The sequence below is a fragment of the Cochlodiniinecator piscidefendens genome (assembly GCF_011326755.1).
Taxonomy (GTDB): domain Bacteria; phylum Pseudomonadota; class Alphaproteobacteria; order Rhodobacterales; family Rhodobacteraceae; genus Cochlodiniinecator; species Cochlodiniinecator piscidefendens.
This window is the reverse complement of the sequence record NZ_JAAOIE010000010.1, coordinates 29,833-55,841: the sequence shown is the minus strand read 5'-3', so window position 1 is coordinate 55,841 and position 26,009 is coordinate 29,833. Positions and strand designations below refer to the sequence as shown.

General features: G+C 49.8%; 27 protein-coding genes. 9 read left to right on the top strand and 18 right to left on the bottom strand.

Going from position 1 to position 26,009, the window contains the following annotated elements:
* Positions 1-37: 37 nt before the first annotated feature.
* Complete coding sequence (locus tag G9C99_RS17075) at positions 38-1,063, bottom strand: ABC transporter substrate-binding protein (protein WP_166418746.1); 1,026 nt, start codon at positions 1,061-1,063, stop codon at positions 38-40.
* 202 nt (positions 1,064-1,265) lie between these two features.
* Here G9C99_RS17075 and G9C99_RS17070 point away from each other — a divergent pair, with 202 nt between their 5' ends.
* From G9C99_RS17070 to G9C99_RS17060, 3 genes are read left to right on the top strand one after another with little or no spacing between them, the layout of a single operon-like run.
* Complete coding sequence (locus tag G9C99_RS17070; protein ID WP_331460028.1) at positions 1,266-2,045, top strand: response regulator transcription factor; 780 nt, start codon at positions 1,266-1,268, stop codon at positions 2,043-2,045.
* Positions 2,046-2,086: 41 nt separating this feature from the next.
* Positions 2,087-4,567 (top strand): ATP-binding protein, encoded by a 2,481-nt coding sequence (locus tag G9C99_RS17065; RefSeq protein WP_166418745.1) that lies wholly within the window; start codon positions 2,087-2,089, stop codon positions 4,565-4,567.
* A 25-nt stretch (positions 4,568-4,592) separates the two neighbouring features.
* Complete coding sequence (locus G9C99_RS17060; RefSeq protein WP_166418744.1) at positions 4,593-5,231, top strand: HAD family hydrolase; 639 nt, start codon at positions 4,593-4,595, stop codon at positions 5,229-5,231.
* Between the two features lie 413 nt (positions 5,232-5,644).
* Here the strand turns inward: G9C99_RS17060 and G9C99_RS17055 are convergent, their stop codons facing one another.
* From G9C99_RS17055 to G9C99_RS16995, 13 genes are all read right to left on the bottom strand, one after another.
* Positions 5,645-6,340 (bottom strand): RraA family protein, encoded by a 696-nt coding sequence (locus tag G9C99_RS17055; RefSeq protein WP_166418784.1) that lies wholly within the window; start codon positions 6,338-6,340, stop codon positions 5,645-5,647.
* Positions 6,341-6,348: 8 nt separating this feature from the next.
* On the bottom strand, positions 6,349-7,053 hold the full coding sequence (locus G9C99_RS17050; protein WP_166418743.1) for an alpha/beta fold hydrolase: 705 nt from the start codon (positions 7,051-7,053) through the stop codon (positions 6,349-6,351).
* Between the two features lie 48 nt (positions 7,054-7,101).
* Complete coding sequence (locus G9C99_RS17045; protein ID WP_166418742.1) at positions 7,102-8,064, bottom strand: cupin domain-containing protein; 963 nt, start codon at positions 8,062-8,064, stop codon at positions 7,102-7,104.
* 155 nt (positions 8,065-8,219) lie between these two features.
* Positions 8,220-9,194, bottom strand: a complete 975-nt coding sequence (locus tag G9C99_RS17040) for a nuclear transport factor 2 family protein (RefSeq protein WP_166418741.1) — start codon at positions 9,192-9,194, stop codon at positions 8,220-8,222.
* On the bottom strand, positions 9,195-10,223 hold the full coding sequence (locus G9C99_RS17035; RefSeq protein WP_205859883.1) for a LacI family DNA-binding transcriptional regulator: 1,029 nt from the start codon (positions 10,221-10,223) through the stop codon (positions 9,195-9,197).
* Positions 10,223-10,984, bottom strand: coding sequence for an SDR family NAD(P)-dependent oxidoreductase (locus G9C99_RS17030; RefSeq protein WP_166418740.1), 762 nt, complete (start codon positions 10,982-10,984; stop codon positions 10,223-10,225). The genes G9C99_RS17035 and G9C99_RS17030 overlap by 1 nt, the downstream gene beginning before the upstream one ends.
* Entirely contained in the window at positions 10,981-12,033 is a 1,053-nt protein-coding gene (locus tag G9C99_RS17025; protein WP_166418739.1) for an ester cyclase, read from the bottom strand. Before G9C99_RS17025 ends, G9C99_RS17030 begins: the two co-directional genes overlap by 4 nt.
* Positions 12,030-13,361 carry a histidinol dehydrogenase gene (gene hisD, locus G9C99_RS17020; protein WP_166418738.1) on the bottom strand — a complete coding sequence of 444 codons (1,332 nt, stop codon included), beginning with the start codon at positions 13,359-13,361 and terminating at the stop codon, positions 12,030-12,032. The genes G9C99_RS17025 and hisD overlap by 4 nt, the downstream gene beginning before the upstream one ends.
* 17 nt (positions 13,362-13,378) lie before the next feature.
* A complete protein-coding gene (locus tag G9C99_RS17015) occupies positions 13,379-13,918 on the bottom strand; it encodes an ester cyclase (RefSeq protein ID WP_166418737.1) in 540 nt (179 codons plus the stop codon).
* A 123-nt stretch (positions 13,919-14,041) separates the two neighbouring features.
* Positions 14,042-15,196, bottom strand: coding sequence for a carbohydrate ABC transporter permease (locus G9C99_RS17010; protein WP_205859882.1), 1,155 nt, complete (start codon positions 15,194-15,196; stop codon positions 14,042-14,044).
* Complete coding sequence (locus G9C99_RS17005) at positions 15,196-16,218, bottom strand: carbohydrate ABC transporter permease (RefSeq protein WP_166418736.1); 1,023 nt, start codon at positions 16,216-16,218, stop codon at positions 15,196-15,198. Before G9C99_RS17005 ends, G9C99_RS17010 begins: the two co-directional genes overlap by 1 nt.
* Positions 16,219-16,292: 74 nt before the next feature.
* Positions 16,293-17,501: an ABC transporter substrate-binding protein gene (locus G9C99_RS17000; RefSeq protein ID WP_166418734.1), complete on the bottom strand. Its 1,209-nt coding sequence runs from the start codon at positions 17,499-17,501 to the stop codon at positions 16,293-16,295.
* A 77-nt stretch (positions 17,502-17,578) separates the two neighbouring features.
* Complete coding sequence (locus G9C99_RS16995; RefSeq protein WP_166418732.1) at positions 17,579-18,631, bottom strand: ABC transporter ATP-binding protein; 1,053 nt, start codon at positions 18,629-18,631, stop codon at positions 17,579-17,581.
* 28 nt (positions 18,632-18,659) lie between these two features.
* On the opposite strand from G9C99_RS16995, the gene G9C99_RS16990 reads away from it, so the two are divergent.
* From G9C99_RS16990 to G9C99_RS16970, 5 genes are all read left to right on the top strand, one after another.
* Positions 18,660-19,790, top strand: coding sequence for an ester cyclase (locus G9C99_RS16990; RefSeq protein WP_231704116.1), 1,131 nt, complete (start codon positions 18,660-18,662; stop codon positions 19,788-19,790).
* A gap of 290 nt (positions 19,791-20,080) precedes the next feature.
* Positions 20,081-20,869, top strand: coding sequence for an arginase family protein (locus tag G9C99_RS16985; RefSeq protein ID WP_166418731.1), 789 nt, complete (start codon positions 20,081-20,083; stop codon positions 20,867-20,869).
* 203 nt (positions 20,870-21,072) lie between these two features.
* On the top strand, positions 21,073-21,366 hold the full coding sequence (locus G9C99_RS16980) for a hypothetical protein (RefSeq protein WP_166418730.1): 294 nt from the start codon (positions 21,073-21,075) through the stop codon (positions 21,364-21,366).
* An 88-nt stretch (positions 21,367-21,454) separates the two neighbouring features.
* On the top strand, positions 21,455-21,730 hold the full coding sequence (locus G9C99_RS16975) for a type II toxin-antitoxin system RelE/ParE family toxin (protein WP_166418728.1): 276 nt from the start codon (positions 21,455-21,457) through the stop codon (positions 21,728-21,730).
* A 9-nt stretch (positions 21,731-21,739) separates the two neighbouring features.
* Complete coding sequence (locus G9C99_RS16970; protein ID WP_166418727.1) at positions 21,740-22,039, top strand: HigA family addiction module antitoxin; 300 nt, start codon at positions 21,740-21,742, stop codon at positions 22,037-22,039.
* Between the two features lie 1,084 nt (positions 22,040-23,123).
* On the opposite strand, the gene G9C99_RS16960 is transcribed toward G9C99_RS16970, so the two are convergent.
* Both G9C99_RS16960 and G9C99_RS16955 read right to left on the bottom strand, forming a co-directional pair.
* The gene (locus tag G9C99_RS16960; RefSeq protein ID WP_166418726.1) at positions 23,124-23,375 is read right to left on the bottom strand and encodes a hypothetical protein; all 252 of its coding nucleotides are present in this window, start codon (positions 23,373-23,375) and stop codon (positions 23,124-23,126) included.
* Entirely contained in the window at positions 23,368-23,604 is a 237-nt protein-coding gene (locus tag G9C99_RS16955) for a hypothetical protein (RefSeq protein WP_205859881.1), read from the bottom strand. The genes G9C99_RS16960 and G9C99_RS16955 overlap by 8 nt, the downstream gene beginning before the upstream one ends.
* On the opposite strand from G9C99_RS16955, the gene G9C99_RS16950 reads away from it, so the two are divergent.
* Positions 23,587-23,883 (top strand): helix-turn-helix domain-containing protein, encoded by a 297-nt coding sequence (locus tag G9C99_RS16950; RefSeq protein ID WP_166418724.1) that lies wholly within the window; start codon positions 23,587-23,589, stop codon positions 23,881-23,883. The genes G9C99_RS16955 and G9C99_RS16950 overlap by 18 nt on opposite strands.
* Positions 23,884-23,949: 66 nt before the next feature.
* On the opposite strand, the gene G9C99_RS16945 is transcribed toward G9C99_RS16950, so the two are convergent.
* Positions 23,950-25,446 carry a tripartite tricarboxylate transporter permease gene (locus tag G9C99_RS16945; RefSeq protein ID WP_166418722.1) on the bottom strand — a complete coding sequence of 499 codons (1,497 nt, stop codon included), beginning with the start codon at positions 25,444-25,446 and terminating at the stop codon, positions 23,950-23,952.
* Positions 25,447-25,456: 10 nt separating this feature from the next.
* Positions 25,457-25,993 (bottom strand): tripartite tricarboxylate transporter TctB family protein, encoded by a 537-nt coding sequence (locus G9C99_RS16940; RefSeq protein ID WP_331460027.1) that lies wholly within the window; start codon positions 25,991-25,993, stop codon positions 25,457-25,459.
* Between the last annotated feature and the right edge of the window lie 16 nt (positions 25,994-26,009).

The window sequence follows — 26,009 nt, the reverse complement described above, 5'->3', positions numbered from 1 at the left end:
ATGTTCGGGCGCAATGAATTACGCCCGAACTTCAAACTTATTGCTCAGGATTTGGATCGCCTACCTCAGCATCCCAACGCGTTAACAAACGTGCACGGGTGTCGCTAGATCCGTAAGTCGCGAAATCATAATCGATCAGTTTGATTGATGCGAGATCGGGTGACTCAGGGGCAACTTCGGCATTCGAATTGGAAGGGACTTGGAAAGAATCCGCCTCGGGCGCGCGAGATTGAATGTCGGCACGCAGTGCAAATTCGACCCAAGCTTGTGCACCTTCTAGGTTACGCGCGCCTTCTATTATGGAAAGGCCGCCAACTTCGTATCCAGTGCCTTCGCATGGCGCTACGATTTCAAGAGGGAAACCCGTTGAGGCTAGCTTAACCATATCGTGCATAAAACCGATTGAAACACCGGTTTCGCCACGTGCGGCTGCCTTAGATGGGGCGGAACCAGAGCGCGTGTACGAATTCACGTTTTCACCGATTTCAGCCAAAAGACGGAATGCTTCGTCTTCACCAAAAAGCTGAACAAATGTGGCGAGTTCTGTATATGCAGTGCCAGAACTATTGGGGTTTGCTACCTGAATTTCACCTGCAAAACGTGCATCTGTAAGATCAATCCAGCAAGCCGGAGGTTCAATGTTGCGCTCTTCCAAAATTTCAGAATTATACCCGATGCCTAACGCACCTGCATAAATACCAACGGTACGTCCGTTGGAAATGTCTGACATGTTACGTGCCCAACCAAGCAATTCGTCAGTCGAAGCCCCGGATTCTTGTGTCAGACCTTCTTCTGCTGCGATCAGATGCGGATCACCTGTTCCACCCCACCAGACGTCGATTTTTGGGTTGCCAGCCTCGGCGCGGATTTGCGCGAGGGTTTCGCCTGAAGATTTGCGAACCATCAGAACTTCGGTGTCTGGGTTTTCGGCTTCGAATGCAGCGACCATCAGTTCGCACCATTCTTGCTCAGCGCTACAGATAACATTAAGTTCGTCTGCCTGTGCGCCCGTGGCGCAAACGGCGGTAAAAATAGCCGCAGAAATAACTGTGGTTTTATTCATTGGTGTTCTCCCGGTATTGACCCGTTGTCACCCTCCCGGTGCAATCGGATAATGAACCTTAGCTCAAGACCTGAAATGCGTGAGAACAACACGATTAACAAAACTACAACACATAGGCTTTTGGGTTAACAGTATTACAATGCAAGCGGGTTGCCTGTGCTGATTTGTAATATTCGAAACGCAAATTCATAAGACAGGTCGGGTGAGAGAAGATAAAGTCATTTTAGATCAACAGGGCGGGGCACCGGTGATACAGCGGCCAAGAATTGGGATCGTAGATGACGAAGCCACAATGCGTGATGCTTTGGTTGCATTGCTGCGCGAAAATGATTTTGATCCTGTGCCCATGGCCGGAAGTGCCGATTTCTTTGCGTTGGAGGCGCCGCAGAGTTTGGTTTTGGTGCTTATTGATCTGAAATTGTCAGGTGAATCGGGTCTCTCGTTGGCGATGCAAATCAGAACTCAATATGATCTTCCGATCGTAATGCTGACTGGCGTTGGTGGAGAGACGGATAAAATTGTGGGACTTGAGGTTGGAGCAGATGACTACCTTCTTAAGCCTTTTAACCCACGCGAATTGATTGCCAGAATTCGAGCTGTGTTGCGCAGATATGACCATGTCGGGGCTGGGCCCGTTATAACACATAAGCCATCCCCAAATAGCATTGTCTTTGGGCGAATGAGTGTTGATCCATCCTTGCGGATTGTGCAAAATGACACAGGGCAAGAAGTTCCCCTAACCAATGCGGAATATCGATTGCTGGAGTATTTCTTGCAACGCCCTAACCAAATAGTAACGCGTGTTGAGTTGTTGGCTGAAATCGGGAGCGATCTAAGTCGCTATATGGATCGTACGATTGATGTATTGATCCTAAGATTGCGTCGGAAAATTGAAGAAAATCCATCTAAGCCAGTGCACCTGCAAACACGGCGTGGGCAGGGGTATATTTTTGTTGCTGAATTGCAAAGCCCGATGTCGTGATAGGCAAGTTTTCTCTTCGTAGTATTCGTGGCCGTCTGTGGATGGCTCTAGCTTTGCTGTCTTTGGCAACCTTGTTGATTGGTGCCGTGACTTGGGTTTCGTTGGAGCGGGTAGATAAGCGCTTACAAGAATTACATCGCCAGACATTGAGCGAGGTTGCACTTGCACTCAATTTGTCCAAACGATCGACAGATTTGGCGACTTCGGCCCCATACCTATTGAATCAGAGATCTAATTTTCTGATTAATCAAGAAGGTCAAAACCTAATTTCCGCTTTGAGCGAAGTGCGCTCTGAGTGGCCTGCCGGCGGATTTGGAACGTTAGTCGGAAGCAATGTCGAGGTTGCATCTGCAATTCAGAGAATCGCAGATGGCGTTGGGGATTTGGTCGCGGCGTCCTCGCGGTTAGAGACAATCCAAAGTGAACTTCATCAAGTGGCAAGTGAATTAAGTCGGTTGCGCCGACAAGCTGCCGCCGAACGTAGTGCCTCAGGGACACCTGAAAACGATCAGATCAGATGGTGGGGATTGCAAAGCATGACCACTGCAGCACTAAACGCAGTGGTGGTAGGGAACCAAATCGGAGTTGGCGAAGAACGCCGCCGATTTGCCAATCAACACCGAGAGTTAAACGGTCAAGAGCTGACCGACGAACAGCAGAGCTTCTTGATGCAAATAGTCGCTTTGACCGAAGGGAATGATGGCCTGTTCGAGCAGCGGCGGCATGAATTATCGGCGAACCTTTCTGCGCAAAATGCCTTATTCCGCATCCGGTTTGATGCTGGGCATATTAGTGAATTGGCTAGTGTTTATGCGCAGGAGGCCGAACGATATCTTGCGGATGAGCGTAGCCGTTCCTCGTCAATGATACAGCTCGTGAAAGCGATAGTTGTTGGTATTGCTTTGGCGAGTCTTGCCGTCGCACTCGTGTCGGCAATTTATGTGTCTCGCTATGTTACGTTTAACATTGCACGCGTGTCAGCTGCGATGGTGCGTTTGGCCAGCGGAGATCGCAGTAGCGTGCTGCCGCGTCATGCTATGAAAGATGATGAAATAGGTGATTTGCTGCGGTCATTTCGTTCGTTTCGCGCAAACGCTTTGAGATTGGACAGGTCAAATCGACAGTTAAATCAACGTAACACTCTGTTCCAAAAAGTATTCGTCAACATTTCTGACGGAGTAGCTATAGCGGATTCTTCGGGGCGTTTGACCGCTGTGAACCGCGCATTTTCCAAAATGCTTGGTCAGCCGAGGCATGATAACGGAACGCTCACTTTGATTGATCTTCTTAAATCGAGTCCATTTGAACAGGCCGCTCAAGGGCTTGCGCATGATCACCGTGGCTTTTGTGAATTGCAGGGCGATGACGGGAAGTTCATCGAAATGAGGGCTAGTCGATTACCAGATGATGGCCGGGTTTGGTTATGTTCTGATGTAACGGAACGGCGGCAGCTCATCGAGCGATTGCAACAAATTGATCGTATTGAAACGTTGGGAAAAATGGCGGGCGACACCGCCCATGACTTTGCTAATGTTTTGTCATCAATAAATACCCATGCTCACTTGATGGAACGCGAAGGAGCAACGCAGGACCGTCCGGCCCTAAATGCGATTATAGCGGCTGTCGAATATGGTACTTCTCTGACCCAGCGTTTGTTGGCTTTCGCGAAAAAGCAGCAGCTCACGCCGGAAGTGGTTGATTTGAATTTGTTGGTTGCGGGGTTGGCAGATTTGATTGAAATCAGTCTAAAACCTAATGTCGAACTAAATATTCGCTATTCCGATAATCCCATTTTTATTTCGGTTGATCCTGGGCAGTTGGAAAGTACATTGTTCAACCTCATTTTGAACAGCAACAATGCAATTGCCGATATTGGTCAGATCAATGTTTTATTGGATTGTGAAGGTACCAAAGAGGCGATTATTCGTGTTTCTGACACCGGGTCAGGTATGTCACCTGAGGTTCTCAAGCGAGCCGTAGAGCCTTTTTATACGACACGTCATTCCGAAGGTGGGACAGGGCTTGGTTTGTCCATAGTTTATGGATTTATCAAGCAAACTGGCGGAGACGTCCAGATCTCAAGTAAACCGGGGCAGGGCACCACAATTACGCTTACGTTGCCGGTGGTTGCAGATGTATCTGAGGTCTTGCCTTGTTATGAAAATCATAAGGTGTTGTTGGTTGAGGATGACGAACGAGCGCGAAAGCATGCATTTGTGCTATTGGAAACGTGCGGATTTATCGTTGACCAAGCAGTGAATGTTCAAGAGGCAAAACGACTGATATCGCTAAATTCCTATGATCTCTTACTCACTGATATCGACTTAGGGCCGGGGCCTGATGGGTGGGAATTGGTCCGATACTTCCTAGAGCTTTTTCCCAGTAGAAATGTTGTTGTGGTTTCTGGGCGTGCGCAAACCGTGGACCACCTGACGACGGAAAACCAACAACAAGTGATGTGTTTACCCAAACCGCTTTCTCTCGAAACTCTGTCTCAGACACTGCAAATCGTGCAGTGCTAACCACCTAATAGGATAACTGATCCCAATGATTCATTCACTCTATCATGCTGACGGAAACACGCGCAGCATTTGTTCAAACGACTGGATGCAGGTGCTGTCTGACGGAGGTTTCAAAGCCGCTATTTTTGATTGCGATGGAACGTTAGTACGCAGCGAACATGAGCATTTTGCGTCCTTTGTTTCGGCCGTGGGTGCACAGGGCCACGTTATGGATGCTGCTTGGTATAATAGTCGAACTGGCCTTGATCGTAGTAGTATCTTGAATGCGTTCGCACAGGAGTTTCAGCTTGAGATGTCGGTGGATCAAGCGATAAGCGATAGCATTTCTGCCTTTATTCAACGCAGTCACAATGTTGGGCCAATCGCGGAAACGGTTGCATTGGTACGCAACTTGCAAGGTGTACTGCCGATGGCTGTTGGTACGAATGCGGAGAGAGACGTGGCGCTAGCGTCGTTGAGGGCGGTCGGGATCGTTGACGCGTTTGACCATGTTATATCGATTTCTGACGATGTTCGCCCGAAACCTACACCCGATATTTTTGCATTAGGCGCGTCTTCGTTGCGAGTAGCTGCCTCAGATGTAATTGTATTTGAAGACTCTCCCCAAGGAGTCAAAGCTGGTTTGAAAGCTGGTATGAGTGTAATAGAAGTGCTTGATACTTAATCATACACTGATCGATCATTGATCCACTCAGTTTATACCTTCCTTCACTCCTCGACGTTTCGTTGTTTCAAGCTTGTTGACCTGCCCCCCCTGAAATGTCCTGCGTTTGAGGCAAAATGCCAAACTGAAAAAGTTGTCTTCTGAGAAAACGCTAGAAAAAAAATTAGGCTTAGTGCGCGACGCAAGGCTGCAAGCTGGGCCATGAAAGAGAAACGATGCAATCAAAAGCGGGCTTGTGCCTTGGCAGCAGGGGTTAACTGCTGAAGTTTAGCCCCAAATCCAAGTGTGGCAATGATCCGGGCGAATTTAAGTCATCTTCCGAGAGACCCACATATACTCCTTATCAGATCGTATGTGAAGAATCTGATTGAGAATACCCAAGCCGTTTCTAGGGGGCTAAGATATTTGCCAAATCAGGTGCGGGATGCTTCAAATCTTTGCCAAGCCACTTCAAAGGCATCGAAATCGAAGCCCTTTTCCCTGGCGGCGTCCAAGATCACCCGTTCAGTTTTCAATAGCTTTTCAATCGCGTCCGGTAGCTGAGGGATAATATCCTCGGGCACTACGAGCGCGCCATGGCGGTCAGCGTGGATAAGTTCGCCGGGACGAATTTTCAGGCCAAAAACCTCAACGGGGGTGTTCAACTCACGAACATGAACAAATCCATGGCTAGGGCCGATTGATCCGGCTACAACCGGGAAACCTTGGGGTAGATCGCCTAGGTCCCGCATCACACCATTGGTCAGCGCACCAGACATACCAAAACCTTTGTGAACGGTTGTGTTAATCTCGCCCCAATAGGCACCGATGCAATGGGGGTAATCTATGTCCTCGACCACTGCTACCGAGGGCTGATTACCTTCGGCCATGTATCGATAGTACGCCATTCGCCGAGTTCTAATCACGTCTGGGTCTTCCGTCGGCGGATTTACAGCAGCGATTTTTGCAGTGCGGGCACGGCCCACAACAGCAGCACCTTCTGGATCTGAACATAGCATTGTGCCACGAGTGAAGTGATTAAACCCTCGCTGCCCCTGGGCTACCTCAATTGCGTTACAGACTGTGGGGGTATCGACTATGCGTAGTATTTTAAGAAGGTCGTTGGTAATCGGGGGGGTCATGTGGCCTCCAGCCAGCGAGTAAGTACTGCGTTTGTTAAGTCAGGCTGTTCCAGCGTGGTCAAATGGCCTGCACCGGGAATTATGTTGAGTTGCGCATTGGGCAGCAGACCTGCCATTTGCGTATGTCGGTCGAGAGGACAAAGCTTGTCACTTTCACCGACAAGAACCGACGCGGGCCCTTGATACGTGGCGAGCGTGTCCATTTGTGCCGGACGTTTCATTAATGCTAACGACTGGCGTAAAAACACCTTTGGCCCCAAATCCAATGCCATGCGTAAGCATAAGGCGTCAATTTCAGGCGTATCGACCCCATCATGAGTATAGTTGGGAATCATCTGTTCGCACATTATTTGTTCGAGCTTCCCTGCGCGCACCGCATCCATTTGAGGCCCGCGTCTTTCCTTGATCAGATCTAGCTCAGCGCGAGGATTGGTGTCTAGGAGTGCGATCCGTTCAACACGATTGGAGGCTTGACGTAGAACCTCCATCGCAACAATCCCACCCATAGATAACCCAGCTAAAGCAAAGCGATCTGGAGCACTTGACAATATGCCAGCGGCCAGTGCTTCGACGTTGTCAAATTCGGAAATTGGAGCGATTTGTATGGCTCGTGTACCTGAAAACTGAGCAATTTGCGGGCTAAATAACCGGGCATCGCACATCATACCTGGGATTAATAAAAGAGGGGTTTTATATGTCATCTGAAGACCCTGTTCCAATGCCGGACGCATCATACGTCCGGCAAAAAGCTATGCGCCCACCCAAGTCGTTCCGGCTGTATCTCCGGTCGCGGTAATACGATAGAGGCTCGCCTCACCAGTCATTGAAGGCTCTGCAACATACGTCTCACCGGGCATAACAAGAGCTGTATCTCCGTTGGATAACGACACTTCATAGCCATCCACATTGATCCTCCAATGGCCGCGCATTGGCATCAAAACCACAGGCTTGTCGACCTTTACAGGCAATGTCTCAGCTGACCCACGAGTCAAGAAATCAACCTCGAATCCCGGCTTATCCTGAATAATACCATTTTCACCGATCACACGGGCTGGTTCTTTAGCTCCAAGCGCCATCAGATCCCAATAGCGGGCAACGTATTTGCCAACAACAGCATCTACAGGCACCTCCGGAAAAAGCTTCAGCTCTTCTTCACTGAGCACCGGCATTGGACGCACATTATGGGGCAAATTTTGACCCTTTTTACTGTCATATAAAACGCCGTTGTCGCCGAGCATTAGCCCATGTGCTTGCGCCTCTTCGATAACGTGTGGAGCCCAGGTAACACCGCCTCCAGCATCGTCTCCACCTAGCACAGCCATGATCATCCCATAGTCCGTTCCGATGTTTTCAAATCCGCGAAAAATCCCCGTGGGAATGTTAAAAATATCACCTTCCTCGGCAGTAAATTCACCCGCCGTGCCGTGCAGCCCCCAGAAGAAACGCCAGCGTCCCTTTGCAACAAAGAATACTTCAGCTGTAGTATGACTGTGTAAAGAGTTCCGACATTTTGGAGGCTGACCAGCGGCTCCTATATTAAAACCGATTTTGTCGGCGATGTGTACATGTTGATCAGGGCTTTCCGAAACCCCCCCGCCGATAATGGTAAAGTTTTCTTTTTGGTCTGACCCGGGTGTGTGAGCGTCAATAAAGGCGGTTTTACAGGGTTTCAGGTCGCCGTAGCGAACGATGCGGTTTTGAACTGTGCTCATTTTTAGTCCTATCACGAGAGAATTAAGGGGAGGGCGGTCTCCCCTTGTCCCGGTGGCCGATTATTCAAGCGGCGCGCACGTAGGCTGGCGCGATGGGCATGAAACCGCTGTGCAGCCTGAGTGGCGTTTAACCGATATGAGAAATGGCAGATCACTCAGACCTCGCCTGTATGCATCAAGATCTGCTTCCAAACCGTGGTTTCATCAAAGAGTGAAAATTCTCGCCTCAAGCCCCATGGGCCAAACTCGGCATGGCTTGCGCCAAGCACATAGATCTCAGCACCAGTTGGCTCCCCAAAGGTGCCCCACCCGTCGTGTTTGCCCCAAAGACTCCAGCGTAGAGCCGCGCGGGGCGGCATCAGTGGATCTTCACGGCCAATCTGGTGGTGAATGTGAAATTCAGCGTTAGGAAATGAGGCGCGTAACCCCATCCAAAACCGTTCGACCGGACTCCAGCTCGATCCTGTCAGTCCACCCGCGTATTCGGTCAAGACCGCGCGATCGTAATCAGATTGGATCACCCCCATATCAGCATTCATGATCCGTGTCAGAACATCAGCGTATTTCTGTCCCCATTCATTGTCATTTCCGTGACCCTTATAGGGACCATCGATGTCATTGTTTGGAGTCAAGGGATGGGTGCAAGCCGTAAGCCCACCTTCACGCCGGATCAAATCCGCAGCATATTCTTTGGGTTCCCAGCCCATCTGACGTACAATTGCACCTTGATCGCGGATCAGCCACTCATCATCGATCGCGTTGTTCTTAGCGTGACAGTCAGCAATAATCCGATAGCGTAATTTTTTGCCCGTTGCCTTACCATAAACTCCGTCCCCAAGGTGGGTCGCTGTCGACATAATGCGATGCGAGCTAAGCATTCCAACGTCGGGTGTACCTGACCAGATCACATCTTCGCCCAGAAGTGTGCGGTCGGGAAACTCAGCCAATGTAGCCATGGTCGCGCCAATCACGCCCTGATTTCCGGTAGACACAGAGCCAGGCATCCGCACAACAATATTTTTGGCGTAATAGTCGTGCAGGGTCGCGATGTTGCGACCTTCCCAGATTTCTTTTGTGATGCCGATGATGTAATCGGGGAAGTCTTTGAACTTTTTGTCAAAACCCTGCATCTACTTTTCTTCCTTCCAGTTTTTGGGCACGCGAGCAGACCCGCGAATGATCAAAGGACCATCAATTTTTGTTTGCACGGTTTGGGCTGTTTCGGGCGATGTAATCTGATCGATTAAAGCTGCCACTGTATCGCGTACCATCAGATTGGCGCGCTGGCGAACCGTCGTAAGGTTATAAGCGGCCCAGCTTGCCGGGGGCACATCATCATAACCAATAACCGAAACATCGTCGGGTACAGACAGGCTCAACTCTCCTCGGATCACGTCCAGCACAGCAATAGCCATATGATCATTGGCGACAAAAACCGCATCGGGATAATTATCAGTTGCAAACATTCGGCGCGCTGCGTTTTGTGCAGCCTCGGTCCGAAAATCACCAACCTCGCGTGCATAGATATTCTGACCGGCTTGCGTTAGGGCCTCAGCAAACCCGGCTTCTCGATCACGCTGGGTAGATGCCCCTTCCCAGCCGGCAATATATCCAATCTGCCGATGGCCACCGGCGATCAGAAACTCAGCCACTTTGCGCCCGCCTGCATAGTTATCTGATGTTACTGTGCTAATTCCATCAATGTCCTGCGAGCGGTTGAACAATACCACCGGAACTCCTGCTTGTTGGCAGCGTGTGGTGATTTCCGATGACATTGCGACCGAAGCAACAACAATTCCATCTACTTGATAATCGAGAATTTCTTCGATTACATCATCTACATTCCCGGCAGTTTTCGAAGCCATGAAAATCAGGACATGGTAGCCTTGTTCTTGCAGTTCATTGGATAGTTTTTCCAACGCTGTCGGATAAAAATAGTTGTCCAGATAAGCTACAACCAGCCCGATGATGCGGCTTTTACCGGAGACCATTGCACGCGCCAGCACATTTGGACGGTAGCCTAAATCCTGGGCTGCCTTACGTACCTTTTCTGCCGTCTTTTTACTAACAGATGCGCCTGGCGTAAACACCCGGCTAACTGCCGACTGGCTGACGCCTGCGCGCTCGGCGACTTGAAGTGATGTGACCTTGTCTACCATCAGCCTGCAGTCCAACCTCCGTCGATCATCATTGCCGTTCCCGTGACCATGTTTGACAGATCTGATGCTAGATAAAGTACCGCACCCATGATATCCTCAACTTCGCCCACCCGAGGCAGTTTAATTTTGTCCATAATCCATGCCGCACGTTCCAGATTGTCAAAAGTCGACTGTGTCAGTGGCGTACGAATAAAGGTCGGACAGATCGTATTGATCCGAACCGCAGATTTTCCCCATTCGATGGCCATAGCTTTCACCATACCCTCAAGCCCGTGTTTCGTAGCGCAGTAGAGTGCGCGATCAACGCCACCCACATGTCCCATCTGACTAGAAATATGAATGATCGTTCCAGGCTTTCCTGCTGCTTGCATTGCACGGGCTGCATAGGCTGACAAGAAATACGCCGACCGCAAATTGACCCCGATAACTGCGTCGAAATCTTTAGGTGTTGTATCCACGGCCGGGCCATGACGTGCCAGGCCAGCCGAGTTGACTACAACGTCAAAACTCCGTGACATTGCAGGTTCTAGCGCAGATAGATCGCTCTGATCCAAAGCCAATGCCTCGGCTGAATATCCTTCCGCTTGTATAGCCTTTACAGTGTCTTGCAACCGATCCATTCCGCGCGCAGCGCAGATCACATGTGCCCCCGCCTCAGCCAGCGCCACTGCGCAACCTTGCCCAATGCCCGAAGATGCGCCAGTGACCAAAGCAACTTTACCAGCCAGCGAGATTGAAGGTGTACGGGGAAGGTGGGTCATTCAATTTGTCCTGTGTGAATGTCGATCGCGCCCAAGTTGCGAGCTTTATTAAATTCGCGCAGGCGGGCCAGAACATCCACCCCAAGCTGCCTATAGATATCCAAAAAGTCCAGAAGCACCCAATTTTCGCGGATCAAGCCCCCCTCGACCCGCCAGAAATCCAGTGAGCGTAGTGATATTTTCTTCTCTGTGGGAGCTATACCGAGCCAACCACCGTAGGATAGGGTTTGCGTCATGTTTGGCCAGCCTGTGACGGCAGCGTAATTTGCGTCGCCAAAGAAGTGATGCGTGGCTTCATTCGGGAATTGGCCCCGGTCAGGCATCGCTGCCAAAAACGGGATTTGGTGCCAGTTGCGAAACCCCGAAATACCGCGACAGGTTCCGATCCCTGCTGGTCCATACCAGTTCATACGAGGGTGCCAAAACCGATCCATCTCCATGGTCTCCGGACCACCTTGTGCAGGGTGGCGTTGCAAATAATCCAGCATATCGAGAACCAACCGGCAGGTGTCCTGACCCATATCTGGGTCATGATTTGATACGACCCCATCCTGAGTTGCCGGCCCCGGCACCTGCCATTCACGCCCCAAACTCGGCGCCATTGGCCAAGCACTGGCTTGCATCATGACTTCAGGGATGTCCCAGATTGCATGTAATTCGACCAGCTTGCCGTCGCAAAATCGGTAAAACTCGTGAAATCGCATCCCAATTTGATGACCAGTTGGCGGAATGTCTAACCAAGGAGCCGCAAATGTGCCTGTGTAATATCCCGCACAGCCGACCCAATCTTGATCGTGATCATCAGCCCCTGCGATGACAATCGTATCGCGTCGCTCCAAATCAGGAATCGCAATAAAAAGAGGCGCGTAGGCTTCTGCATAAAACGCCTGCGCGCCTAGAATAGTGCCAATCGGATGACACATGCGAAACACTGCTTCTGGCACAGCCAGTTCATCTAACGCAGCCCGTACCCGGTCTGCGTTAAAGTCATACATGGCCGCGCGCAAAGGCGCGACCAATGCTTTGTGTTCCGAATGGCGGTTACTCATTCAGCAGCCTCGCGATAGGGGGCGGCTTTGCCATAAGGTACGTTGATACCGCCATAGCGGCGCACACGCACATTGCATTGTTCTGCATGACCGACAAAGCCTTCGAGCATGCATAGCCGCGAGCCATATTCCCCGATCAAAGTTGCGGCTTCGTCGGTTGTGACCCGTTGATAGCTGTGTGTCTTCAGGTATTTTCCAACCCACAAACCACCTGTATAGCGCCCCGCCTTTTTAGTCGGCAGAGTATGGTTCGTACCGATGACTTTGTCGCCGTTAGAAACATTTGTGCGTGAACCAAGGAACAATGCACCATAGCAGGTCATGTTCTCAAGGAACCAATCATCGCGATCTGTCATCACCTGAACATGTTCTGATGCAATCTCATCAGCCACTGTCAGCATTTCATCGTAGGTGTCACAGACGATAATTTCGCCGTATTCTTGCCAACTGACACGGGCGGTATCGGCAGTAGGTAAAATTTCCAATAATCGATCAATTTCTGCAAGCGTATCATCAGCTAGCTTGCGTGAATTTGTCAGTAAAACTGCTGGGCTATTATAGCCGTGTTCGGCCTGCCCAAGCAGATCGGTCGCGCAAAGTTCACCGTCTGCAGTCATTTCATCAGCGATCACCATGGTCTCGGTAGGGCCTGCAAACAGGTCGATGCCCACTCGACCAAACAACTGGCGCTTGGCCTCTGCTACAAAAGCATTACCTGGACCGACGAGCATATGCACTGGATCAATGGTTTCCGTACCCAAAGCCATTGCGCCAATCGCCTGAATGCCACCCATGACATAGATTTCATGCGCCCCGCCAAGATACATCGCGGCGATCACTGCAGGGTTAGGCTTCCCGTTGAATGGCGGGGTGCAGGCGATGATACGCGGGACACCCGCGACCTTGGCCGTGGCGACCGACATATGGGCAGATGCCACCATCGGAAATTTTCCACCGGGCACATAACAGCCCACAGATTGCACGGGAATATTCTTGTGGCCAAGGATAACGCCGGGCATGGTCTCAACTTCGATGTCTAGCATAGAATCTCGTTGCGCTTGAGCAAATTTAACCACCTGCTCTTGTGCAAATTTAATGTCTTCCAGTTCTCGTACAGAAAGCTGTGCGATCAACGTGTCAATTTCATCTTGGCTGAGGCGGAAGGACGCAGGCGAGTAGTTGTCAAACTTATTGCTAAGCTCACGCACTGCGATATCGCCGCGGGTTTCGATGTTTAGCAGCGTCGCTTCAACCACGGCGCGGGTTTTCGCGTCATCCTCAGCACGATCTGCGTCAGGTTTGCCGCGTTTGAGATACTCGATAGTCATAACGTTTTCCTTACGTCTTAAGCAGATGTGGTTTCAGGGGAAGAAGGTGTTTTTTCACTGCGATCATAGGTTTCCCAGCCTTCACCGTTAAACAGATCAACCCCAAGTTGGGCGGCAACATGGGGAAAATCCACGTTCACCCAGTTGTCTACAATCTTACCATCGATAACTTTCCAAAAATCCATATAGCGAATTTCGACCCGCTTTCCGGTGGCAGCAATACCTAGAAACTCTCCACTATGAGTGGCCTCTTGACGGCCAAAGGCAGCAGCCCATTCCCCCATGTAAAGACGCGCCTCATCGATGCAGACCTTGTCTGAGAAAGCCGCCTGAAAAGGGCGTTGCCAGTTGTTTTGAAATTCCTCCAGACCGTTTTTTGTACCGCAGCCTTGATTGCCCATCCAGCGAAACCCCTGGGTGAAGAAATCGCCAATGTCATCGATCCGATGGTCATTTAAGCCATCTACCATGGTCTCGATCACCCGGCGGGTGTCTTCGGTTTTGGACATATCCGTATCGCGGGTTAGAACCGCCTGCTCTGGACGTGAACCTTTCATCTTACTCTCCTAATTACCGTTGGTTTCTGGGGCTCAAAACTTAAAAGCGGCTCAGAAAATCCCGTGGCATCCGGTTCAATGCAGGATGCCGACCAAGGGCGTTATGACGTGCGTTACAGCTCATCAGCCTTTCACCGCGCCTGCGGTTAGGCCGCTGACGATCTGGCGCTGAAACACCATGACCAAAATGAACAAAGGGGCTGTGATGGATACGGCGGCCGCAACGGCAACCACCTGATCTGTGGTTGTGGTTTCTCGGTTAAACATACCTGCAATAGCCGGAACCATGGTCTGGTTTTGTGCATCCAGCAGCAGCGAAGTCACGAGAAAATCATTATATCCCAGAAGAAAACTAAACAGCCCTGTTGTTATCACCCCAGGCCACATAACCGGCATAATCACCCTACGAAATGCTTGAAAGTGGCTGCATCCATCTACGCGCGCAGCCTCGTCGAGGTCCGCCGGGATGTTTTGAAAGAATGAGCGCAGCATCCAAATTGTAAAGGGTTGGTTGATGGCCACAAGAACCGCAATTACCGCCCAAGGTTTACCGTACAACGTCGGGGCATTCTCGCCCAAAATAGGAGCGAGCCATTCTGCGGAAGAGATAAATACAGGCAGGTAACCTGCAACCAGGACCGAATGGGGCAGCGCGCGAAAAATCAGCGCAATAATGAGAATCCAGAAAGCCAATGTCGATCCTGAGCGCGCGAGACCATAACCAGCGAGCGTGCCAACGGACAGCGAAATGGTCACAACCCCAACAGTCACGATCAAGGAGTTCTGGAAATTGTTAAAAAAACCGCGTTCCACCCAGACCGTTTTGTAATGTTCGGTTGTAAAGCCAATCCCATCGCGCCCAAGCGGGCCAAGCCACGGAGACAAATTGTCTGAGAGTCCGGGGAAGATCGAAAAAAACCACACAATTGCGCCAATAAATAGTACCGCAATTGCAATCATCCAACCTAGCCAAAGAGCCTTGGGCGGCGCGTAACTTGTGACCATGCGTGGCGCCACACGGGCGGTTAAAATAAATGCGCCCCAAAGACTAAACATCCAAAGAATTATATCTAAAACTGAAATGCCCTGTCCAGCTGCGAGTGTTGCTGGCCCGAATATTACATTTAGGGCGTTTCCATCGAAAGCATCCACAGGGGATTTTACGCTCATCACTGTGATCCATAGGATCGGAAAAGCGGCGGCAATACACCACAAAAGCAGGAAGCCAGCTGAAGTCAGTTTCAGGCTGCGAGGTTGGGAAAGGGCGCGAGATGACATCAGTTGCTTCCTTTGTGGTCGCGCCACGTACGGCGCAATGGTGCGATCAATAGAATTACAATTCCAACCATGGTGAGCATTGCGCTTGCTGAGGCTCGGCTGATTGAACGGTTGCCTGCCTGATCCGGAACAAGGAAATCGTAAGTCAACCATTGTAGGGAAATCACGTGACCTTGGCTTGAAAAACCAACAATTTCTTCGAATACGCGATAGCTATCCATAAGATGGATCATGGAAATAAAAGTAATGAGCGGCATCAAATGTGGGATTATGACGTAACGCATCCGCTGCCAACGCGAAGCACCATCAATTAAAGCGCTTTCCAAGCTGTCCTGATTGACAGTCTGCAGCCCGGCATAAAGTACGATTCCAGCAAAAGGTGCGACATGCCAAACCCGGTAGAGCATCATCAATATTTCGATTGTCCACGCCTGAGCAAATAATGCGATGTCACGGCCAGAGTACCACTCCATTATTGCGGTCAAAATACCATCGCCGCGAAATAGCCAGTTAATTGAAAGAGCCCCAATTACCGGCGTAATGATAAACGGTAGTAATGAGATAAAAATTACAGGACCACGGATGGATTTCGCCGCGTTATTTATCATCAATGCAATGCCAAGACCGACACCCAAGTTTAAGGGTAATGTAATCAGAGTAAACGTGAGTGTGAAACGCAGCGCTTTCCAGAAATCAATTGTCTGAAATGCTGTCCAGCTACCCTCTCTAAATGCGGTCCAAACCCGATCCAATTCGAGAACGTTTCTATAACTTTGTAAGCCAACAAACTCCGTCTTCGTAACGATTTCCCCGTGCTCATCTAAAATAGGCACCGAATTTTCCTCGGTCACACATGTCTGCGTAAGGAACCCTGGGGTGCACGTTTCAACTTCTACGACCTCATAAATAGGCTGTGTAATGTAAAAGCTTTGCGTAAAGACGCTAATCAACGGAAACGCGATGAACAGCAGCATCATAACGATGGACGGCCCCACGAAAGCGGCAAATGTTCTGAAGTTCATGAGCGTAACTCTTCAGCTGTTGGAAAATTGCCGGGCAAACAAGCGGTCGCCCGGCACATAAAGGGGTGCAAAGGTTACTGGATTAATCCAGCTTCTTGTGCTGCTGTGATGTAGGCTGCTTCGATATCCGCCAAAGCAGTTGCAGCGTCTTTGTTACCGTTCAGATAGTCAGCTAGACCATTCCCTAATTCGGTGTGCATGATCCCCATGGGGCCAGACGCCGGATATGGTACGGCACCGTTTTGGGCTGTACCTGCGGCGCCTGCGGCCAATTCTCCGGGCTGATACCCTGACACGAGCCAAACAGCTGTATCATTGTTCGCTGCAACCATTTCGTTATCGATGCCCTCGAGCGCGACTTGGAAAGCCGCTTCGGCTTCTTCGTCAGTCATATTCGCCGCTAGAACAATACCATCCCACCATAGAGATGACGCAGGAGCTGCAGACCCCATAGGCGCAGAAGCCATGCCCACTAATCCAACCACTTCACTTTCAGCTTCGTCGTTCATGGCAGCCGCGCGGGTTGCCCACAGATTAGCCATTGCAATTTTGCCCTGCTGAAATTGCTGCTGAACATACGTACTATCGGACACCAGATATTCTGGATCCATGAATTCAGTCATCGCCAAAAGCGTTTCTAGAGCGGCGATACCTTGAGGATTATTGATGGCAGGCATGTTGCCGTCTGCAAAGAACTCTCCGCCTTCGCCAAGATACATATTGACGAATTCTTCACCCAGATTCCAGCCAGTTTTAAATGTGCCTCCGAGTGGGTATTCAACAACACCAGCATCCCGAATAACCTGCGCAGCCGCAAGCACTTCAGCATAGGTTGTTGGCACCTCCAAATTGAGGTCCGCTAAAATGTCTGTGCGGTACATCAAGTGTTGCGCATTGACGGCCATAGCGATCGCATAAGTCGTGCCATCAATTTGAATCATCTGATTGGGGGTCAAATTCTGACCGTAGGTAGCGATAAGATCGTCAAGCGGTCGAATAGATCCTGCATTTAGCAACGGGATCAATGTTGCATTCGCAACTCCACCAATCTGATATAGCGATGGATTAGCCGCAAAAGCTTCGGGTTGTTTTTCGCGGAATTCCTGATCAAGAGACGCAGTAAAGTTACCACATTCAGCCATCGCGTCAGTTACGGCTTTCCAAGCCTCGAAACCAGCAGACAGTGACGTCAGCGGTGTTGTGTTCTCATAGGCGCAATCAGCAAAGGCAGCGCCCGCGGACATGGCAACAGCGCCCGCAAGAAGAAGTGATCTAAATTTCATTTTTTCCTCCCATTGAAAGGCCAAACCTTTAGGGTCGGGCCTAAGTTTCCCCAGATAGCGGAGAAGATAGAACCGGGTTATTCCCCGATACGTTCACCATTTTCACCGTTGAAAATGTGACAAATTTCATGCGGTACATTAATTGACACCATAGCCCCGATCTTAGCCCGGAAGGTTTTGTCAGCCTTCACAGACACCAGCGCGCCACCAATTCGAACCGAAACCATGGTCGCATCTCCCAGAAGTTCCAGCGTGTAGATTGGCGCATTGATCTGCCCCTCACCGTCAGTCGCAAGGCTTGCGTCCTCAGCGCGAAACCCTACGGTCACGGATCCATCAGTTTGTGTCAGACTGGGGATATCAACATGTTCAGTACGGAAATGGCCATCGTCAACGACACCATCTATTAGGTTCATTGCAGGGCTGCCAATGAAACTCGCCACAAAGGTATTTGCTGGCCGATCGTAGATTTCTGTCGGACTACCAACTTGCTGAACAATACCTCTTTTCATCACAACAACACGATCGGCCAATGTCATTGCTTCGATCTGATCATGAGTTACATAGATGGTCGTCGCAGCTAGATCGTGACTAAGGTTTTTGATTTGTGCTCGGGTGGATACACGCAATTTAGCGTCAAGGTTGGACAAAGGTTCGTCCATGAGAAACACTTTTGGCTTACGTACAATGGCGCGTGCCAATGCTACACGCTGCCGCTGTCCACCAGATAGCTCTGCGGGTTTACGCTCTAGAAACTCAAGCAACTCAACTCGCTCTGCAGCCTTCATCACTCGGTCATGATGCTCTGTCGGATCGATACCGCGAACCTTCAAGGGGAACCGAATATTCTCATACACGTTCATATTTGGGTAAAGCGCATAGCTCTGGAACACCATCGCGACATCGCGATCTTTAGGCTCCAATTCGTTGACAACTTTGCCATCAATCAGAACCTCGCCACCGGACACATCCTCAAGGCCAGCAATCATTCGCATGGTTGTTGTTTTTCCACAACCTGATGGACCGAGCAGCACTAGAAACTCTTTATCCTCGATAGTCAGGTCAAAATGATCAACGCCAACAAAATCTCCCCAACGCTTACTCACATTGCGCAGTTGAATTTCAGCCATGTTCTCTCCCTCGAATATGCGAGTTAAATTGCATACGATTTCAAAAATATATTCTGCGCCTCGCAAAAATAGCAAGACATTTTTGCATACGTATGCAAAAATGGATGAAAGAAATGCAAATTGGGGATTATACCCCTTTGAAAGATATAAAATAACTAAGGAAAGAACGGTGCCCTTCCAGTCAGAAAAAACACTTGTCCGCGAATTCTATGGAGCCCTAGATGCATCGTCAGTTGACGAAATCCCTGATGTCATAGCGCGGTTTTGCTCATCAGATTACGATTGGCATGGTTTTCACCCGTTCCACGGGATTCGCGGTCCTGAGCAAGTAGCCGAGCAATTCTGGAAGCCACTTCGCCGAAGCTTGACGCGAATCCAACGGCGGCTCGATATCTTCATGGCGGGCGAAAATACCTTAGAAGCTGGCGGAGTATGGGTTTGCTCAATGGGGCATTTAATGGGTCTATTTGACAAACCTTGGCTGGGTATTTGTCCAACCGGGAAAATGGCCTTTTTGCGCTATTGCGCATTTCACCGTGTCGAGGGCAATAAAATAACGCAAACGGCGATGTATTTCGACATACCGCACCTCATGATGCAGGCAGGTCAAAATCCATTTCCTCCTCAAACCGCCGTCCACCTGGTGCAACCTGGCCCGCTCACACATGACGGTTTGCTCTATGGAGAGCAAAGTGCCGAAACGGGCCAAAAGACGCTTAATACTATCAACGCGATGATAACAGATTTGGGGCAGTGGGATAGCGAACTGTCATTGGAAGATGAACTTGCACTCACATGGAAAGACGACATGGTATGGTGGGGGCCTGCAGGTATAGGCGCAACCTACACGATTGAACGGTATGCGAAACAACATTCCGGCCCATTCCGTGCCGCATTCGCAGAACGCTCCAAAACCAGTCATATTTGCCGTATGGCTGAAGGGAATTATGGTGGTTTCTTTGGCTGGCCAAATTTCTCAGCTATTCATACCGGCGGTTTTATGGGTATGCCCGCATCTCAGGAGAGAGGCGAATTTCGAGTAATAGACATCTACCGGCGCGAAGGCGACAAACTCGCTGAAAACTGGGTTTTTATAGATCTTTTGCATTTTTGGAACCAACTCGGTGTAGACATATTGAACCGTGAAACCCGGGCTTAGAATATCTATGTATTCGAGACAGATGCCACTGGTACCCCCAATATCTGGACTGTGCTTACAATTGCCTATAGCAAGAACTGCAAAGCCAATTATCATTTCCGCTACAGCTTGCCGTTTTGCTCTCAGAGCCGCACTTTTTCCCATTCGTAAACATGCAGCATCGCATAATTCCTTTGCACAACAGCACCCTACACTGAGTGGCTAAATCTCGATTTACTAATTTTCCCCGTGAGGGTGATACCAATCATACCAACGTTGAAACGGGGGGTCATGAATGTTAGAGAACCAGTATGAACCTATGCTGCTTAGTCACTCCATTTTTCTTTGATGAACACGATCCACGACTGAGAGAGGCAGTTCCATCGCATTTATCTCACGCGACAAATGAGGCAAATAGCGTTGTAAATCGAACGCCAGAATGCTTATCAAGAACACATGGCCCAATTGCAGACTTTGTTAGCGCAACAGTAAAACGCGGTGAAATACCCATGTCTATTGCCGGGGATTGCGCTGCTAGCCTGCCTGTCGTAGCCGGACTACAAAGCGCAGGAATAAGGCCTGTCCTCGTGTGGCTTGACGCCCATGGTGATTTCAACACCCCAGAGACGTCCCCTTCCGGTTTTCTAGGTGGTATGCCTTTAGCGATGATGGTTGGGCGCGGTGATCTTTCGCTTGCCCAGACCTCCGGCCAAACCCCAGTCTCAGAGCAAGACGTATGGTTGGTTGACGCTCGCGATCTAGATCCGCTGGAAGAGGTTGCTTTAGGCTCGTCTCAGATCAATCGCATTTCCATAGAAGCGCTGAGCGAGTTGGTGCTCGATCGGCCAGTCTATCTTCATATCGACAATGATATAATTGACGCGGAGGAGGTCCCGGCAAACAACTATCCGGTACCAAATGGCCCCAGCTTGAATGCCGTTATTGAAAATTGCATAGCGTTTGCCTCACAAAATTCCATATGTGCAATATCCCTCAGCGGTTGGAACGGCCACTTAGATTCCGATGGGGAAACTGGCCGTGCTTGCCAGAAATTGCTCTCCTCAATTGCGTCAGTATTGAATGGAAAAAAACACCCCTAACCACTGCGCAAGGGGCCTCATCGGAACATCTGATTATTGCACTCTGTTCTACAAGACTGCCCAATTCCCGTTCACCTTCGCTTCATCAAAACTTTGCAATTCTCTAAACCGCATGGTCAGGAATTGGTGTCGAGAAGACATAGCATAATTAGTGGCATTGTCAGGTTAGTTTTTCAGAGCAGCAAACAGGGCAGGGTGGTTCGGTGCGTACGGGACCACATTACAATTGGGCAGGTGTGGCCATTCAAGAAGTCGTCGGAGAACAGATGCTTGGAATAGATCTTGAAACCTTGATCCAGCACGACTTCACTAAAAATCTCGACCCTTACGATTTTCTTGCTGGGATCGAAGAAGCTGAAGGTTTTGGCTACGTCAGAGTATCAAGGATGATTGGGCAGTCTCGTCCTAATATCCCAAATGAACCGTCCGGCTTGCGAGCAATCGCACAAGTCTCGATCTTAGGGCCAGGTTACATTTTCTGCGACGACTTGCTGTAATAGAACTTCTAAGAAAGGAGCGGATTAACTTGCATAAATGTGTAAGCTACATATTGACATCTGAAAGCTTATAGCTTACACATAGGAAATGATAGAAAGCTTCGCACACAAACAGCTAAAATCGCTTTGGGAAACTGGAAAGTCGCGAATTGATGCCAGAATGCACAATCGGGTTTTCCGAAGGCTTGATGCTTTGGATGCGGCAACCGAACCAGAAGACATGAACCTTCCAGGTTTCGACTTCCACCCTTTGCGAGGCCACACCCCAACGCGCTTTACGGTTCATGTAAATGGCCCTTGGTGCATCACTTTCGAATTCCGCGATGGCAACGCCTATGTCTTGGATTTCGAGCAATACCATTAGGAGAGACAGATGACCCGCTTTACAGATCGCTGCCCTACGCATCCTGGTGAAATTCTTCGCGAAGATGTAATCCCGGCAACAGCAAAGCCGAAGGCTGAAGTTGCGCGGATGCTGGGCATTTCACGCCAACACCTTTACGACATTCTTTCCGAGCGCAAGCCAGTTAGCCCTGAAGTCGCTGTACGACTTGGAAAACTGTTTGATAACGCCCCGTTATTCTGGGTGCGTTTACAAGGGGCATATGACGCCTGGAATGCAACCCGTAACGTCGATGTTTCTAACATTCCTACACTTCACGCGGCGGAATGAGTCTGGACGGACCACGTTGGTTTGCTGAAATTGACCGGAAATCCCGCCATACGATACAGCATGACACTAGCTTTGACCGAGCGCTCTCCATTCTTAAGCAGAGAGAAATTCATGGCGTTCCTGGCTGGCATAGCAGTCATGAGGGTTTTCCGCATTTCATCTACGCGGGCTGGAAGCAAACAAACCACCTCCCAACTAAATGCCCAATACGTTTGGAATTCGTAGTCGAGAGACCTGCACGTTTTCGAGGGGAGGGAACTGATTTGCCTCAAGCCGGTTACCTTGAGGTCTACCGGAAGCTGTAGGGAGACCCATGGCAGCGCAGCCTTCATCCTGAAGGCAACTCTCTGCGGTTTATTAGATCAATTCCGAGTGGCAAGGAGATCAAGGGTTCTCTGCCTCCGCTGTGGAAACTGAACGCATGGAGTGACAATGAACGGATGCTGAGACGCTTAGCGAATGAAATCCTTGACGCTGGAAACGAATTATCCTTGATGAATACGAAAGCACATTAAGCGATGAAGACCGCAAGGTTGCGGTTGAATATGCCCGTAGTCGTATGGTCTCTTCAACCTCAACCGTTCACAACCCAAAATGCCTCCTGCACATCAGGTTGTGCATGAATACTGACGTTGCCATTCTTCGGAGACCAGACTTTCGCTTCCGATCGAGCATTGCCCTATTGACCACGATGGAACCCAATATAAAGCAGCACTGACTTCCAAACACGGTTAACAGTTTTCGAAACTTCCAACATAGAACTACCCTTTACGCCAAATCCGTTTTGACAAAATCATCACCCTAATAAACCAATCGAACATTATAGGCGCTTGCACAGCCGTACGCGAAACAATCGCCAAAATTCAAACCGGCCTCCGCGATCGCTTCTGCGTCATTTGCGTCGTTCTTTTGACGCTTCACAAACGGCTTAACGTAAACCCATGCAGACAACGGAACGCTTTACGGTCCCCGAGAGTGTAAAATTGTAGCGGTCGCGTAGAGGAAAAATCGCTTCCCAGTTTAGAATGTACCGGCAATAGATAAAACTGTCGTAATCTGTATTATGTCAAATATATAAGTAATACTAACCCAATTTACGTAAACGCCGGAATTGAAGCTTCTCACAAAAATACACGTCCTGACAAATTACAGAGAATGTCATCTGCTCATGTCCTGGGGCTGGGTCGTGCAGCTCCAGCCCTTTTTGAAGGACCTCTTGGGCGGTGCCGATATGATCATATTTCGCTTCCAACTCCATGACCTTGTAAGCAATGGCCTGTTGTTGCGCCGGATCTTGAGTCACTGAGTTCAACATAGACAAATCGCCATCAGCCATACGCTCCACACTGGGGGAGACGATTTGCCAAATCGTTGCCGCTCGGACCGACATCAGCTGCCCGAAGGCGATCCACGCCACCAAGATTAACTAAAGTTATCTCTGGCAAGGCATTTGGCAATGTCTCAGGGTCAACGGCATCACCGCAGCCTGGATCAACAATCACCGCTTGAGTGATGCGCACATCACGCGCATCCTTTTCGAAACCGGGATGATCGGCAAAGCGCACACCTCCAAGCCGGAAAAACGCCTTTCATCAGCTATCAATCGTGCGACGGGCGGCAATGTCTCGCGGTACATAAATAGCTGGCGTATCCGCCATGCGTGTAAATTAATCGAAGATGGCACAAGCGTCACTGTCGCCATGCAAGACAGCGGCTTTAACACCAAATCAAATTTCAACAGAGAGTTCCTGCGAAAAACCGGCGTCTCACCGAGCCAATGGAAGCATGCGCGACAGCCCCCTTTAAACGTGACGCAAATTTCCGACGCAAGCCGTGCGAAATGAGCGCGCATGAAATCAAAGGCGCCTTCTAAACGTGCTCACCTGCTCCATGTCGACTTCAGCCAATCTTTAACTTTGTTCCCGTTTTAGTTTTCTTTGCTGATGTTCGAACCGTAAAGCCCGGATATGCTGAAAGATAACAAAAAGAATTAGCAGCACTAAAATTGCCGAAATTGGGCGGTTTACAAAGTCGATCGGACTGTCAACACGCGCCATACCGCTGCGTAACTTCACTTCCATAATACCACCCAAGACCACACCGAGGATGATAGGAACAATCGGTAAGTTGAGCCGTTTTAAGACCAACCCAAATACACCAAACCCAGCCGCTATGGCGCAATCAACCGGAGAGTTACGCAAGCTGTAGACACCAACAAAGCTAAGAGTCAGGATCATTAAACCCAAATAGCGGGTCGGTATCTGCGTGATCCGAAGCAAAAGATTTGTGGAAAACAGCAGGAACACAATTACAATCACGTTCAAAAGCAGCATTGCAATGTAAAGCGCCATGACAAAATCAAGGTTACCTTGAAATAACTGAGGTCCCGGAATGACGTTATGCACGTAGAAAACTGACAACATCATCGCGGTTAGGGCCTCACCCGGTATGCCAAGCGCCAGAAGCGGTATCATGGCCGCCGGCGGAACCGCGTTATTTGCAGCCTCGGACGACACCAATCCTTCGGCCGAGCCGTCACCAAAAGCCTCAGGCGTTTTTGACGTTTTTTGAGCGTAAGTGTAGGAGAGAAATTGCGCTGTGAACTCGCCCACTCCTGGTATGGTTCCCATCATCACACCAAAGCTCGCCGCGACTGACGCCACGCGCTTCAAACCCAACAGTTCCGCAAAACCACCAAGCAAATTACCCTGCACGCGTTCGGCTTGCGGCGTGCTATCGTTTTCCAGCATCAGGAAAAGAGCCTGACTAATGGCAAACAATCCTAAAACCAAAACAATCAAATCAACACCACCGGTCAACCAATTTTGACCAAACGTATATCGGTGCGTATAATTCGCCGGCTCCAATCCGATTGTGTTTAGGAAAATCCCAAAACACGCCATCATACCTGCTGCCATAATCTGCCCGCGGTGTGCCAAGATCACCAGAACAATCCCCAGAAATGCGGCCAGAAAAATCTCTCGACTGCCAAAATGTGGGGCCACCAACGCCAAAACAGGGGCTAAAATAATCAGGCAAACAATAGCAAACACGCCACCAAAGAAACTTGCGGAATATGCCAAAGATAACGCGCGATGGGCCTGTCCCCGCTGTGTCATCGGGAATCCATCATACGTCGTTAACGCGTTCACAGGCGTGCCGGGGGTATTCAACAGGATCGCCGGAATCGACCCGCCATACATCGAGCTACCATAGATCCCAAGCAGCATAGTTAATCCAACAATTGGTTCAAATGAAAATGTAGCAGGAAGCAATATTGCAATAGCGACAGCAGCACCTACGCCAGGGATCGCCCCAATAATCACGCCACCTATTGAACCTATCAGCAATGCCATAAGCACTTGCCAACTCATCAAGATTTGAATTCCACCTAAAACAGCGTCCATGGTCTGGGCCTCACAGGTTGATCATTGCAAAAGAACGAATGGCATCTGGCAGATGTTCATAAATCTGCCCCGCAGGAATTTTCACACGCAAACCAGCCCGGAAAATGAGCACCACCGCAACGGCAAATACAGCTGTCACGCAAAAAGCCGTTGGACGGCGGTAACCCAATCTAAAGGTCAGGAACAAAGCAAAAATCAATGTCCCTAGCAAATAGCCAATGATAGGCACCATCGACACGTAGGCAAGAAAATACACCACATATTCAAGAGATCTCAGCCAGAATCTAAACTCCTTCATTCGCCCTGGAATACGTGGCGAGGACAGCGATCCGATCAAATGCATCACAGCAAAAAAGCTCATTCCGACCACCGATATTGTCGGCCAAAACGCCGGTTGCGCAACAAGAGATCCGCGCATGCCCCACTGCACCTGCCCTCCTAAATTGATCAGCAAGAAGCCGCAGAAGAATAGGAACATCCAAGCAAACACGAGATCCCCCGGCCGCCTGTCGCGTTTAAACAGCTCTTGAAAGGTTTTTAGTCTCACGATGACCTTTTCCATA

Excerpts from the sequence above, each read along its gene's own strand:
- G9C99_RS17035 (WP_205859883.1), bottom strand. The coding sequence starts at position 10,223 with ATGGTAGACAAGGTCACATCACTTCAAGTCGCCGAGCGCGCAGGCGTC.
- hisD (WP_166418738.1), bottom strand. The coding sequence starts at position 13,361 with ATGACTATCGAGTATCTCAAACGCGGCAAACCTGACGCAGATCGTGCT.
- G9C99_RS16975 (WP_166418728.1), top strand. The coding sequence starts at position 21,455 with ATGATAGAAAGCTTCGCACACAAACAGCTAAAATCGCTTTGGGAAACT.
- G9C99_RS16995 (WP_166418732.1), bottom strand. The coding sequence starts at position 18,631 with ATGGCTGAAATTCAACTGCGCAATGTGAGTAAGCGTTGGGGAGATTTT.
- G9C99_RS17065 (WP_166418745.1), top strand. The coding sequence starts at position 2,087 with ATGGCTCTAGCTTTGCTGTCTTTGGCAACCTTGTTGATTGGTGCCGTG.
- G9C99_RS17000 (WP_166418734.1), bottom strand. The coding sequence starts at position 17,501 with ATGAAATTTAGATCACTTCTTCTTGCGGGCGCTGTTGCCATGTCCGCG.
- G9C99_RS16945 (WP_166418722.1), bottom strand. The coding sequence starts at position 25,446 with ATGGACGCTGTTTTAGGTGGAATTCAAATCTTGATGAGTTGGCAAGTG.
- G9C99_RS16970 (WP_166418727.1), top strand. The coding sequence starts at position 21,740 with ATGACCCGCTTTACAGATCGCTGCCCTACGCATCCTGGTGAAATTCTT.
- G9C99_RS17045 (WP_166418742.1), bottom strand. The coding sequence starts at position 8,064 with ATGAGCACAGTTCAAAACCGCATCGTTCGCTACGGCGACCTGAAACCC.
- G9C99_RS17025 (WP_166418739.1), bottom strand. The coding sequence starts at position 12,033 with ATGAGTAACCGCCATTCGGAACACAAAGCATTGGTCGCGCCTTTGCGC.
- G9C99_RS17075 (WP_166418746.1), bottom strand. The coding sequence starts at position 1,063 with ATGAATAAAACCACAGTTATTTCTGCGGCTATTTTTACCGCCGTTTGC.
- G9C99_RS17050 (WP_166418743.1), bottom strand. The coding sequence starts at position 7,053 with ATGACATATAAAACCCCTCTTTTATTAATCCCAGGTATGATGTGCGAT.
- G9C99_RS17030 (WP_166418740.1), bottom strand. The coding sequence starts at position 10,984 with ATGACCCACCTTCCCCGTACACCTTCAATCTCGCTGGCTGGTAAAGTT.
- G9C99_RS17040 (WP_166418741.1), bottom strand. The coding sequence starts at position 9,194 with ATGCAGGGTTTTGACAAAAAGTTCAAAGACTTCCCCGATTACATCATC.
- G9C99_RS17060 (WP_166418744.1), top strand. The coding sequence starts at position 4,593 with ATGATTCATTCACTCTATCATGCTGACGGAAACACGCGCAGCATTTGT.
- G9C99_RS16985 (WP_166418731.1), top strand. The coding sequence starts at position 20,081 with ATGAACCTATGCTGCTTAGTCACTCCATTTTTCTTTGATGAACACGAT.
- G9C99_RS16950 (WP_166418724.1), top strand. The coding sequence starts at position 23,587 with ATGATCGGCAAAGCGCACACCTCCAAGCCGGAAAAACGCCTTTCATCA.
- G9C99_RS17005 (WP_166418736.1), bottom strand. The coding sequence starts at position 16,218 with ATGAACTTCAGAACATTTGCCGCTTTCGTGGGGCCGTCCATCGTTATG.
- G9C99_RS17010 (WP_205859882.1), bottom strand. The coding sequence starts at position 15,196 with ATGTCATCTCGCGCCCTTTCCCAACCTCGCAGCCTGAAACTGACTTCA.
- G9C99_RS16960 (WP_166418726.1), bottom strand. The coding sequence starts at position 23,375 with ATGGCTGATGGCGATTTGTCTATGTTGAACTCAGTGACTCAAGATCCG.
- G9C99_RS17015 (WP_166418737.1), bottom strand. The coding sequence starts at position 13,918 with ATGAAAGGTTCACGTCCAGAGCAGGCGGTTCTAACCCGCGATACGGAT.